General features: G+C 68.8%; 10 protein-coding genes. 7 read left to right on the top strand and 3 right to left on the bottom strand.

Going from position 1 to position 12,727, the window contains the following annotated elements; translation table 11 throughout:
* Nucleotides 1-93: 93 nt before the first annotated feature.
* From FDK12_RS07940 to FDK12_RS07930, 3 genes are all read right to left on the bottom strand, one after another.
* Nucleotides 94-1,062, bottom strand: a complete 969-nt coding sequence (locus FDK12_RS07940) for a matrixin family metalloprotease (protein WP_137369072.1) — start codon at nt 1,060-1,062, stop codon at nt 94-96.
* Between the two features lie 282 nt (nt 1,063-1,344).
* Nucleotides 1,345-2,118, bottom strand: a complete 774-nt coding sequence (locus tag FDK12_RS07935; protein WP_137369071.1) for a glycosidase — start codon at nt 2,116-2,118, stop codon at nt 1,345-1,347.
* 289 nt (nt 2,119-2,407) lie between these two features.
* Nucleotides 2,408-3,436 (bottom strand): LacI family DNA-binding transcriptional regulator, encoded by a 1,029-nt coding sequence (locus FDK12_RS07930; RefSeq protein WP_137369070.1) that lies wholly within the window; start codon nt 3,434-3,436, stop codon nt 2,408-2,410.
* Nucleotides 3,437-3,633: 197 nt separating this feature from the next.
* On the opposite strand from FDK12_RS07930, the gene FDK12_RS07925 reads away from it, so the two are divergent.
* From FDK12_RS07925 to FDK12_RS07895, 7 genes are all read left to right on the top strand, one after another.
* Nucleotides 3,634-3,843 (top strand): hypothetical protein, encoded by a 210-nt coding sequence (locus FDK12_RS07925; protein ID WP_137369069.1) that lies wholly within the window; start codon nt 3,634-3,636, stop codon nt 3,841-3,843.
* Nucleotides 3,844-3,903: 60 nt separating this feature from the next.
* Nucleotides 3,904-5,124, top strand: coding sequence for an extracellular solute-binding protein (locus FDK12_RS07920; protein ID WP_137369068.1), 1,221 nt, complete (start codon nt 3,904-3,906; stop codon nt 5,122-5,124).
* Between the two features lie 7 nt (nt 5,125-5,131).
* Nucleotides 5,132-6,124: a carbohydrate ABC transporter permease gene (locus FDK12_RS07915; RefSeq protein WP_137369067.1), complete on the top strand. Its 993-nt coding sequence runs from the start codon at nt 5,132-5,134 to the stop codon at nt 6,122-6,124.
* 9 nt (nt 6,125-6,133) lie between these two features.
* A complete protein-coding gene (locus FDK12_RS07910; protein ID WP_137369066.1) occupies nt 6,134-6,997 on the top strand; it encodes a carbohydrate ABC transporter permease in 864 nt (287 codons plus the stop codon).
* A gap of 26 nt (nt 6,998-7,023) precedes the next feature.
* A complete protein-coding gene (locus FDK12_RS07905; RefSeq protein WP_137369065.1) occupies nt 7,024-7,800 on the top strand; it encodes a ThuA domain-containing protein in 777 nt (258 codons plus the stop codon).
* Nucleotides 7,797-8,933, top strand: coding sequence for a Gfo/Idh/MocA family oxidoreductase (locus FDK12_RS07900; protein WP_317616722.1), 1,137 nt, complete (start codon nt 7,797-7,799; stop codon nt 8,931-8,933). The genes FDK12_RS07905 and FDK12_RS07900 overlap by 4 nt, the downstream gene beginning before the upstream one ends.
* Nucleotides 8,934-9,116: 183 nt before the next feature.
* Nucleotides 9,117-12,662, top strand: a complete 3,546-nt coding sequence (locus tag FDK12_RS07895; protein WP_137369063.1) for a choice-of-anchor I family protein — start codon at nt 9,117-9,119, stop codon at nt 12,660-12,662.
* Nucleotides 12,663-12,727 lie beyond the last annotated feature (65 nt).

The following is a 12,727-nucleotide window of genomic DNA, read 5'->3' as shown; positions in this document are numbered from 1 at the left end:
ACGCAGAAGGGCTGCCGGCAGAACCAGCCGGCAGCCCTTCGGCGTTCCCGGGCGCTGGGTCCGGCGTCACGAGAGTCCTGCGGTGCCCTGCTCTCAGAGCTCCGGCACGCAGGGGCCCGCTCCCAGCCGCGCCAGGCCGGCGCGGTCGCCTTCGCCGAACGAGACCCGGCCGACGTTCTCGTGGTACATCAGTTCGTTGGGGTCCTCGACGTGATCGAGCCCGACGACGTGCGCCAGCTCATGCATGATGGTCGCCTTCAGGTAGGCGCGTCCGCCCGGAACCCGGAGGGTCTCGACGGCGTCCGGCGCGTCGAGCTGCACCTGTCCGCCCACGTAGACGAGCGGCTTTCCCGGCGTCTGGGCGTAGTCGCTGCCACCCAGTCCGGCCACGTCCCCCGCGAGGCCCGGGATCTCGGCCGGGCTCGTCCAGGTGATGAGCACCGGCACCCACGTTTCCCCGTACAGCTCCGGCTGGTACAGGTCACGCTTCTCGGTGGGCGCCTCCGTCGTCGTACCGTCGTCGACGAACTGCAGTCCGGTGGCGGCGGAGACCTCGGCGACCGCCTCCTGGATCAGGCCCTCCGTTCCGGCGGGTGCGCCGTCGGGCCGTACCACGTAGTGCACCGGCCGGCAGGGGTCGTAGGCGACCCACTCCTGCGACTCGACCGGCGATTCCAGGAGGGCGTAGGCCGTCGACGCCGGCGCGCGCGGAGGGGTGCCGAGAGGGGCGTCATGGGCGCCGACCCCGCGTGGCGGCACATCGGCGCCGGGGATGTGCGGAAGGGCGACGGGCAGGACGAACCGGTCGAACAGCGACGGCGTGAGGTACAGGACAGCGACGAGCGCGAGGACCGCCGCGGTGCCGAGCCGTAGCCGCGTACGAGCGCTCAGGCGGCGCCGACGTGTCGTCGTGGTCGTCATCGGAGCGGCACGCCAGACAGGGGGAGGGGTCGGCCGGCCGAGGGCCTCGTCCATCGACCACTGGGGAACCCTGCCCGACGGTGACCTGCGCACGCCGCCGGCCCGCGTGCCGCGGTCCTCGTGATACCACTCCCGATCCATCGACCCCATTGTCCTGCTCTTCCCTCGTCTCTTTCCTCGTTCCGGCTGCTCTGCTCCATCCTGCGTGCTGTCCGTGGTGGTTGTCCTGTTCAGGACGGCTCTTTGGTCAAAGCTGCGGAAAGGCTGCTGTGGTGCCTCCGAACGCGGGCGGCGAGGCCTCCTGTGTGCGGCAGCGCGCACTCCGGGTGTCGATGCGCGGGACGACGGCGGCAGGGCCGGAAGCGACGGCGGCCCCGCCTGCTGCCGGGCGGGCAGCGGACGGAGCCGTCCGGACCAGAAGGCCTAGGAGGTCTCGATGTCCTTCGTGCCGTAGTCGAACCGGAAGGTCACGGCGGTGTCCGAGAGCAGGTGCAGCTCGTGGTTCTCGCCGTCCCGCACACCGAAGCGGCCGTAGTTCTCATCCCAGGAGCCGTTGACGACGATCTTGTACTGGTACGTGCCGGCCGGGAGGCGAAGCGTCTGCTTCCAGGCGTTCCCCGCCGGGTCGTAGGAGAGCTGGAGCTCGCGGACGTCGGTGGACCAGTGGCCCGCCTCGCCGAACAGCGGGTCGAAGTCGCCGGAGAGCGCGACGGACTGCGGCTGGTCGTGCCAGGCGTCACCGGCGGTGGCAGCAGGAGCGGGTGCCTCGGTGTCAGCCGGAGTATCGGCAGGCGCTCCGGTGCCCGCCAACGCTTCCTCGGCGGATACCTCGAGGGTCGGTGTGACGTCCGGAGGTGTCGGGTCCTCGGCGAGGGGAGCTTCCGCCTGCACGGCCTGCGCCTCCTCGCCCAGCTGCTCGGGCGACTGCGGCGCGTGCGCGGGAGCCTCCACGGGCTGCTCGGGGATCGGCGCGCCGCTGAGCATGGCGTTGACGAAGGAGTCCGGGTCCGCGAACGCGTTCACCGCGCGGACGCCCTCCTCGGTGGCGGTCCAGCCGCCGCGGCCCTTGACAAGCCAGCCGGCCTTCACGAGCTTCGACGTCGCCGTCGTCAGCGCCTTATAGCCGCGCGGCACGCCGCCCGCGAGGAGTTCGGATTCCTTGGCGTCGAAGGGGGTGTCTGCAACGGCCTGCGCCATCAGTTCGCTGGGGGAGACGGACGTGCCGGAAGCCTGGTGGTCGGCCAGCAGGGCGAGGGTGGTGCGCAGTCGGGCATTGGTGCGGTTCCGGGGGGTAATGACGGTCTCCTTCGTGGGGTTCAGGCAGCTGCCTGCCGTCCATCACGACCGCGGATGCACCACCCGTGGGGCGGCAACCAGGAGCGAATCCTCGCCCTGGCGATCCCGGGGGTGTCAGGGCTGATGACGACAGCACCCTGATTTTATCGGAGCGTCCGCCCTCCGGGCACGAGGCTTCGCCGGATGACTTTTATTCACGTGCCCGGTCGCGCCGCGGGCCCGTCGACCGTCCTTCCTCGAGCCTGCACATGACCAGTTCCTGCCGCAACCCCGAGGCGCGGCCTTCCAGTTGATCGATCAGGGCCTCGACGCCCATGCGGCCCAGCTCGGTGCTGGGGGAAGCCATGACCGTGAGTTCGGGATCGGCCATCGCCGCCATCTCCGCGGAGGAACCGACGGACAGGACGGACATATCTCCGGGGACGTCGATGCCCTGGTGCCGTAGTCCGCTGACGAAGCCGGTGGCGGCCAGCTCGTTCTGGACGATCACGGCGGTGGTGTCGGGGAAGGAGCGCAGGAGTTCGTGCGCGGCTGCCGTGCCGGCCTTGGGGCTCGCCTCGCAGGTGAGGGCGGCCGGTTCGTGGCCGAGGCGGTGCATCTCGGCGTCGAAGCTGTCCCGCGACCGGCTGACGGGGCCGAAGGTCCGGAGGTCGCGGCTGCCCACGGAGTCGTCGAGCAGGGCGATCCGGGTGTGCCCGAGCCCCACGAGGTGGCGGACGGCCAGGACGAGCGTCCCCTCGAAATCGATGTCCACGTACGTCAGGGATCGCGGGTCTCGGGTGCGCCCGATGAGAACGAACGGCGTGCCGGACTTCTCGAGCTCCCCGACGCGCGGATCGTCGAACTGGACCTCCATGAGGACGACTCCGTCGACCAGGCCGCTCGAGGTCAGCTCCGTGGTCTGGCCGGCGTCGTTGCTGATCGGCCACATGACCAGGTTGTAGCCGAGCTCCTGCGCCGCGGCGGCCGCACTGGTGAAGAACTGCACGACGGTTCCGCTGAAGGAATGCTGCAACGCGGGAAACAGCAGGGCGATGATCCGCGTGCGTTTGCCCGCGAGGGCGCGGCCGACGATGTTCCGGCGGAAACCGAGCTCGTTCATCGCTGCCTCCACCTTGGCACGGGTGGCGGGGGCGACCGGTTTGGTGTTGTTGATGGTGAACGAGACGGTGGCGATCGATACGTTGGCCAGTCGCGCGACGTCCTGCATTGTGGCCATGGAAACCCTTCTCGGCGTGGAAGCGGCGCGTGGTCCTGCGCCTCGTACATCGTCAGCCCTTCCGATGAAGTAAAGCGTTTAGATGCACCCTTGACAAGCCCGAGCGATACCGGGCAGACTCCTTCCCACGGTCAGGTTAAGCGTTTTACCGGTTCGTTACGCAGAGGACATCCATTCGACGAGGAAGGAGGTGGCCCGTGCCGCAATCGCCCACGGCGTCCCTCCTCGGATGGCCGTCCGTCCAGGCAGCACAGTCCGGAGACCGAACGGCGGCGCCCCGCCCCTTCGACCCCTGCACCGTCGCTGAAGGCCCGGCCGAACGGTTCTTCCGCGACCACCTCCGGGTCCGAACGCCTGCCCGGGCCCGCGCCCAGGCGCACGGCCCCCGGCACCACGGCACGCCCTGACAGCTCGTCCACCGTCACCAGTTCACCTGTTCATCAGTTCACCAGGCAAAGGAGCCCCCCATGAAGCGCAGAATGACCGGCCTCACCGCGATGGCAGTCCTCGCACCCCTCACCCTCACCGCATGTGGCGGGGGCGGTGGCGGAAGCGCAGCAGGGGGCGACGTCGAGTCCCTCACCGTCGTCGACTACTACAACAACGAACCCGACAAGACGCTCGTGCAGGAGGCGATCGACCGCTGCGCCACCGAGCTCGGCGTCACCATCGAGCGCGAGACCGTCCCGGGCAAGGACCTCATCCAGAAGGTGCTGCAGCGGGCCTCGTCGAAGACCCTTCCCGACGTCCTCATGATCGACAACCCTGACGTGCAGGAGATCGCGGCGACCGGCGGACTGTCACCGCTGAGCGAGTACGACATCGATACGTCGGGTTTCGCCGAGGGCATGCTCGAGGCAGCGACGTACGAGGGCGACGTCTACGGGCTAGCACCCACGGCCAACACCCTCGGCATCTTCTACAACACGGAGCTGCTGGCGGCCGCCGGCGTCGAACCGCCCACGACGTGGGACGAGCTGAAGGCCGCGGCCGCGAAGCTCACGCAGGGCGAGACGTACGGCCTCGCGTTCTCGGGCATCGCCACGTACGAGGGCAGCTGGCAGTTCCTGCCGTTCATGTGGTCGAACGGTGGCGACGAGACCGACCTGACGAGCCCGGAGGTTGCCGAGGGCCTCGCGCTCTGGAAGGAGCTCGTGGACAGCGGGTCGGCGTCGAGCTCGGTCATCAACTGGTCGCAGGCGGACGTGAAGGACCAGTTCGCGGCAGGCAAGGCCGCCATGATGGTCAACGGTCCCTGGCAGATCCCCGCTCTGCAGGAGAACCCCGACCTGGCGTGGGACTCCGTGCAGATCCCGGTCAACGAGCAGGGCCAGACGTCGATCGCCCCGCTCGGCGGCGAAGTGTGGACCGTTCCGGTCACCGGAGATGACGCGAAGCAGGCCAAGGCCGCCGAGTTCGTCCAGTGCATCAGCGACGACGAGAACCAGCTCGCACTCGCCGAGGCGCGCTACACCGTTCCGACGAAGACTACCCTCGCCGAGGAATACGTCACCCGGGTTCCGGAAATGGAGTCCTTCACCGAGCAGGTCGCGAACGCCCGCTCACGCACGGGCCAGCTCGGCGAGCAGTGGCCCGAAGCCGCGACGGTCATCTACAACGCCGTCCAGCTCGCACTGACCGGCAAGGCCTCCGCAGAGGAAGCGTTCGAACAGGCCTCGGCGGGATAGCGCGGGCATGGCTCCCCAGCGAGTATCAGAAACGACGCCGGCGGCGTCCCCGGTGGCACTTCCAGCCGCGACGACGACGGATCCCACCCCGGCCGCGCTGCCCCCGGTCCGCACACGGAAGCGGCTCACCCGCGAAGGGGTGGTCCGGCTCCTGTTCGTCGCGCCGGCGGCGCTCTACCTCCTGCTGTTCTTCGGCTATCCCGTGGTCAAGAACGTCACCATGAGCTTCCAGGCCTACACCACGAAGACCTTCTTCACGGGCGAGGCGCCCTGGGTGGGGCTGGCCAACTACGAGGCGGTCCTGAACAGCAGCCTGTTCTGGCCCTCGATGATCAATACGGCGCTGTTCACCGTCGGGTCCATCGCGGGGCAGTTCGTTCTCGGGTTGGCGCTGGCGTGCTTCTTCAAGCGGCGCTTCCCGCTGAGCAACTTCCTGCGTTCGATGCTCCTGCTGCCATGGCTGCTGCCGCTGATCGTGTCCAGCGCCACGTGGCGGTCGATCCTCGACCAGGACTCGGGGATCCTCAACCGGTTCCTCGGAACCTTCGGGCTCGACGCCGTGCCGTGGCTGACCAGCCCGTCGGTGGCGCTCATCGCCGTCGTCCTGGTCAATATCTGGGTGGGCATCCCGTTCAACGTGACCATCATCTACGGGGGCCTGCAGGACATCCCGGACGAGTTGTACGAGGCGGGTGCGCTCGACGGCGCGACCGGCTGGAAGGCGTTCTGGAACATCACGCTGCCCAACCTCAAGCCGGTCATCAGCGTGGTGCTCGTGCTCGGCGTCGTCTACACCATCAAGGTGCTGGACATCATCCTGGGCCTGACCAACGGCGGGCCGGCGAACGCGACGCAGACGCTGTCCATCCGCTCGTACCAGGAATCGTTCATCAACTTCGAGTTCGGCGTGGGTGCTGCTTTCAGCAACATCCTGATCCTGATCTCGCTCGTGTTCGCCGTCATCTACCTCCGCGCCAACCGGCGCGCGGTCGACGAGTAGGGGAGAGACATGACCACTCTTGAAGCTCCGGCCCTCTCCGTTCCGGCGCAGCACCGGGCGGGCAGGCAGCGGACGCGCTCCGCCGGCTACACCGCGCTGGGCATCGTGTTCCTCGCCGTCATGCTGTTCCCCGTCTACTGGATGGTGAACGCGTCGCTGCAGCCCTCCGGCAATACGCTCAACGCCAGTTTCTTCCCCTGGAACCCGAGCTTCGACGGGTACGCCCGGGCCATCTCGGAGCAGGGGACAAACCTGGTGACGAGCCTGATCATCTCGCTGGGCACCGTGGTGTTCAGTCTGCTGGTCGCGGCGCCGGCGGCCTATGCGCTCGCCCAGTTCCGCTTCCGCTGGGTGAACATCGCCCTGCTGGCCATCCTGATCTCACAGATGATTCCCGGGATCGTCATCGCGAATGCGCTCTACGCGGCGTACAACGACCTCGGGCTGCTCAACAGCATCCCCGGGCTGATCCTCGCGGATGCGACCCACGCCATCCCGTTCGTCATCCTCATCATGCGGGCGTTCATGATCGCGATCCCCACCTCGATCGTGGAGGCGGCGAGGGTCGACGGCGCGGGCCTGGTGCGTGCCTTCGTGTCGATCGTGCTGCCGATCAGCCGCAACTCGCTGATCACCGCGGGCCTGTTCGCGTTCCTGTTCTCCTGGAGCGACTTCCTGTTCGCCCTGACCCTCACCACCACGGACGAGGTGCGGCCGGTCACCCTCGGCATCTACCAGTACCTGGGCACGCAGGTGTCCAACTGGAGCGCCGTCATGGCAACCGCCGTCCTGTCCTCCCTGCCCGCGATCGCACTGCTGATCCTGGCCCAGAAGTTCATCGCCGCCGGTGCCACCGGCGGTGCCGTCAAGTAACGCTTCACCCGACAGTTAGGAACACCATGACCAACCCACAAGCCGTGCGGGTCCTCGTCTGGGGCGAGAACCGCCACGAGCAGGTCCAGCCCGAGGTCCGCGCGATCTATCCCGAGGGCATGCACACCACCATCCGCGAGGGCATCGAGGAGAATTTGGGGGAGCGCGCCCAGGTCCGTACCGCAACCCTCGACGACCCCGAGCACGGCCTCACCGAGGAGGTGCTGCAGTCCACCGACGTGCTCGTGTGGTGGGGCCACGCGGCCCATGCCGAGGTGTCGGACGACGTCGTCGAGCGCGTCCACCGCCACGTCCTGGCGGGCATGGGCCTGCTGGTGCTGCACTCCGGGCACTGGTCCAAGATCTTCGGGAAGCTTATGGGGACGTCCTGCACGCTGCGGTGGCGCTCCGAGCGTGACCGCGAGATCGTGTGGACGGTCAACCCCGCACACCCGATCGCCCAGGGCGTGCCGCACCCGTTCATCATTCCGGAGCAGGAGATGTACGGCGAGTACTTCGACATCCCCGCGCCCGACGAGCTGATCTTCCTCAGCACCTTCAGCGGCGGCGAGGTGTTCCGCAGCGGCTGCACCTTCAAGCGCGGCTTCGGGAAGATCTTCTTCTTCAGCCCCGGCGACCAGGACTATCCGGTGTACCACCACAAGGACGTCCGCAGGGTCATCGCCAACGGCGTCGAATGGGCGAAGACACTGCGCCCGGAGCGCACCGACCCGGTGCTGCTGCGCTACGAGACCGAGGACTTCTACACGGGCCACGACTACCAGGGGGCGATGAGCACGTGATCACCTTCGCGACCCTCGATATCACCGGGCCGCTGCGCATCCTGCAGGTGGGCGCGGGCGGCATGGGCAGGGCATGGATCCGCACGCTGCAGGCCAACGACGACGTCGAACTGGTCGGGCTCGTGGACCTCAACCTCGAGACCGCGCAGTCCGCGGTGGAGGAGTTCGGGCTGGACGTGGTGCTGGGCACGAGCGTGTCGGAGGTGGCGCTCGCGACGGGCGCACACGCCGTCGTGAACGTGACCGTGCCGGCGGCGCACCATTCCGTGAACGTCGAGGCGATGTTCGCCGGGCTGCCGGTGCTGTGCGAGAAGCCGGTGGCGCCGACCGTCGCCGAGGGGCTGTCGCTGGCCGCTGCCGCCGAGGTCTCCGGGCAGCTGCTCATGATCAGCCAGTCGCGCCGGTACTTCCGGGGACTGACGGAGCTGAAGGCGATCACCGGCGGGCTGGGCGACGTCGGCGTGGTGACCACCGAGTTCTTCAAGGCGCCGCACTTCGGTGGGTTCCGCGAGGAGATGGCGCACGTGCTGCTGGTCGACATGGCCATCCACCCGTTCGACGCCGTGCGGTTCCTCCTCGACCAGGACCCGGTGTCGGTGTACTGCGAGGAGTTCAACCCGTCGTGGAGCTGGTACCGCGGGAATGCCGCGGCCACGGCGGTGTTCACCATGAGCGGCGGCACGCGCTACGTGTACACCGGCAGCTGGTGTGCCGACGGGCTGGAGACGTCATGGAACGGTGCGTGGCGCGTCAACGGAGCCGGCGGTTCCGCTGCGTGGGACGGGGACGGCGCGCCGGTCTCCGCGCTGGTGCCCGACGGCGCTTCGGCGTCGCCTGCTCCGGCCTCGCACGACGAGGAGATCGCCGGTGCGCTCGCGGAGTTCGTCGCGTCATTGCGCAGCGGTGAGGTGCCGTCGGGTGAGGTGCACTCGAACGTGCTGAGCCTCGCGATGGTGGAGGCCGCGGTGCAGTCGGCGACGTCGGGGCAGCGGGTCCTGATCGACGACGTCATCGAGGAGGCCTACCGGTCCGCTGTGGCATCGGAACGGCGTGCGGACGTGCGCGCTGCGCTGGAGTCGTGGGGCTCCGCGAGGGCGCGCGTCGGCGAGGTTCAGGGCGCCCGGACGGTGTGACACCGGGCTGGTGTCGGGACGGCGTGATGGCCGGGCTGGTTCAACCCGGCCATTGCCGTTCGCGCCTCCACCCCGCCGACTGTCCCTGCCGTCGTCACTCCGGGTCCGCCGCGCATTCACCTCCCCGCCATCTTGGATTCGTACACAGGAAGGAACACCACCGATCCATCACCCGGGAGAAGCATGCCTCCGTCCAGTCCGTTTCATCGCGCGCTCACGAAGCGCGCTGCCGCCGTGGTTGCTGCCGCCGTCACCGGAGCCTGCCTGTTGGCACTCCCGGCGGAGGCCGCCGTCGTGCCCGAACCCATCACCTACTCCGCTCCCGGCGCGGCGCTCGGCCTCACCCCGCTCGGCTCGTACGAGAGCGGCGTGTTCGACGAGTCGGCCGCCGAGATCGTCGCGTACCACGCGGGCACCAAGCGCCTTTTCGTCGTGAACGCGCTGCTGGGCGCGGTAGACGTGCTCGACGCCACCAACGCGTCCGCGCCGAAGAAGCTCTTCACCCTGTCGGCACCCGGCGTCGCCAACTCCGTCGCCATCCGCCCGGACGGCCTCGGCATCATCGCGCTCGAATCGACGGTCAAGACCGACGCCGGGTCGCTCGTCTTCTTCGACGCGGCCGGTGACGGCGCGATTCTCAGGTCGGTGCAGGTCGGGGCGCAGCCGGACATGGTGAGCATCTCCAAGGACGGAACGCGGGCCGTCGTCGCCAATGAGGGCGAGCCGAACGACGAGTACACCGTCGACCCGGAAGGCTCCGTCAGCGTCGTGTCACTGCCTGACACCGTGTCGGCTCCACAGCAGGAGGCCGTCCGCACCGCAGGCTTCGGAGCGTTCGAGGCCGGCGGAGGCAAGGCACTGCCCGACGGCGTCCGCATCTTCGCCGGGATTCCCGGCTCCGCGCGTCCGGTCTCGGAGGGGCTCGAGCCCGAGTACATCGCGATCGACGGCGATACCGCCTACGCAGCGCTGCAGGAGGCGAACGCCGTCGCCGTCGTCGACCTGGTCTCCGCCACCGTCACGGACATCTGGCCGCTCGGCGCCAAGGACCACGGGCTCCCCGGCAACGGGCTCGACGCCTCCGACCGGGACCCCCGGGACGCGCCGACGCAGAACATCCGCACCTACGAGGGACTTCACGGCCTGTACATGCCGGACGGCATCAACGCCTATGCGGCGGGCGGCCAGACCTACCTGGTCACCGCGAACGAAGGGGACGCCCGCGAGTGGGGCAGCTACGCTGAACCCGCCCGCGTGAAGGACCTCGGCACCGGCGATCTGCCGCCGCTGTGCGCGACGAGCCCCCTCGTCGGACTTACGGGTGACGCCCTGCTCGGTCGCCTGAACATCAGCACCGCGAGTGGCCTCACCGAGGCCGGTTGTTACGACGAGCTGTACGCGTTCGGCAGCCGCAGCTTCTCCATCTGGACCACCAGCGGACAGCAGGTCTTCGACTCCGGGCAGGACTTCGAGGAGATCACCGCCGCCGCCAACCCGGAGTTCTTCAACTCGAACCATTCCGGTTCCAACCTCGAGGGGCGCAGCGACGACAAGGGCCCCGAGCCCGAGAACCTGGCCATCGGCGAGGTCGGCGGGCGTACGTACGCGTTCATCGGCTTCGAGCGCGTCGGCGGCATAGCGGTCTATGACATCACGACCCCTGCAGCCAGCACCTTCGTCACCTATGTGAACAACCGGAACTTCGCCGAGTCCGTCGAGGACGGCGGCGACCTGGCGCTCGCCGGCGACCTCGGCCCCGAGGGGCTGGCGTTCATCCCGGCGGAGGGCTCTCCCACGGGTCAGCCGGTGCTCGCCGTCGGCAACGAGGTCTCCGGAACCACGACCCTCTTCGGTATCAACGACCTCACGGCTCCGGAGACGACCACCCTCCAGGTACTCGGCATCAACGACTTCCACGGGCACATCGAGGCGGATGGCGCCGAGGCCGGCGCTGCCGTACTGACAGGAGCGGTCGACGCGCTGACGGTGGAGAACCCGAACACGCTGTTCGTCTCCGCAGGTGACAACATCGGAGCCTCGACCTTCACCTCGTTCATCTCCGAGGACAACCCCACCATCGACGCGCTCAGGGCAGGAGGGCTCGACGCTTCCGCGGTCGGCAACCACGAGTTCGACAAGGGCTTCGCAGACCTCACCGAGCGGGTCCTCCCGCGCTTCGGCGGCACGCAGTTCGGCCTCGGCGCGAACGTCTACGACGCCGCAACGGGCGAACCGGCGCTCGATGAGTACTACATCGAGGAGGTCGACGGCGTGAGCGTCGGCTTCATCGGTACCGTCACCGAATCCACGCCGTCGGCCGTGTCACCCGCCGGCATCGAGGGCCTGGAGTTCGGCAGCCAGCTCGAGGCGGCCAATCGGGTCGCGGCGCAGCTCAAGGACGGCGACGACGCCAACGGCGAGGCCGATGTCCTGGTGCTGCTGGCCCACGACGGATCCGAGACCGCGGACTGCGCGACCATCGCCACCGAGGCGACGGCATACGGCGAGCTGGTCCGTGGTGCGGACGCCGGGATCGACGCCATTCTCTCCGGACACACTCACCAGCAGTACAACTGCTCGTTCCCCGTGGCCGGCCGGGAGGATGGCCGCGAGCGCCCCGTGCTGCAGTCGGGCCAGTACGGCACCACGCTGGACCAGCTGCAGATTGAGGTGGACCGGGCGGACAACTCGATCGTGTCGGTTACCTCGGCGCTCCTGGCGCTCACCGCGGACGGGAAGCCGCTGTACGCCGCGAATCCCGAGGTCGAGGAGATCGTCGCCGAGGCCGCAGCCGCTGCCGAGGAGCAGGGTGCACAGCCGGTCGGGTCGATCACCGCGGACATCCTGCGCGGCGGCGTCAACGGCTCCGACCGCGGCGTCGAGTCCTCGCTGGGCAACCTCGTGGCGGACATCCAGTTGTGGGCGACGTCGAACGAGGAGTTCGGCGGCGAGCCGGCACAGATCGCGCTCATGAACCCGGGTGGCCTGCGCGCGGACCTGCTGTACGGCGAGGACGGCGTCGTCACCTACAAGGAGGTGGCCACGGTGCAGCCGTTCGCGAACACGCTGTTCACGATGGACCTCACGGGTGCGCAGCTGAAGCAGGTGCTGGAGGAGCAGTGGCAGCCGGAGGGCGCGTCGCGTTCGAAGCTGCACCTCGGCATCTCCGAGGGCTTCACCTACACCTACAACCCGGACGCTCCGCGCGGCGAGCACATCGTCTCCATGAGCTTTGAGGGCGCGCCGATCACCGACAACCAGGTGTTCCGGGTGACGACCAACTCGTTCCTCGCGGCCGGTGGCGACAACTTCGTCACGCTCGCCGAGGGGACCAACCGGGCAGACACGGGCCAGGCCGACCTCGCAGCGACGGTCGCGTACTTCGAGGCGTTCAACCCCGTGGAGCCCGCGCCGCTGGGACGCGCGGCGGTTGCTGGTGAACCCACGCCTCCTACCGACCAGCCGACCGATCCCGCGACCGATCAACCGACGGGCCCGGCAACCGATCCGGCTGGCGATCCCCTCGCTGACGGCGGTGCCGGGGATGATTCCGGCAACGGTTCCGGGGATGACGGGTCCTACGGATTCGGCGGAAAGCTGGCCCAGACCGGCGCCGACGTCCTGCTGATCGCGGGGATCGGACTCGTCCTCGCGCTGCTGGGCGGCGTGCTCCTCCTGCTCCGGCGTCGACGGCACGGCATGACCGAGGGTGGCAGCCCGCAGGGCTGATCCTCCACCCGACACGGAAGATCCCCCGGCGCGTGCTGCGCCGGGGGATCTTCACGTTGATGCGG

This window comes from Arthrobacter sp. NamB2 (assembly GCF_005281365.1).
GTDB lineage: Bacteria > Actinomycetota > Actinomycetes > Actinomycetales > Micrococcaceae > Arthrobacter_D.
Note: the sequence above shows the minus strand (reverse complement) of the source record. Positions and strands in the feature narration are given on the sequence as shown.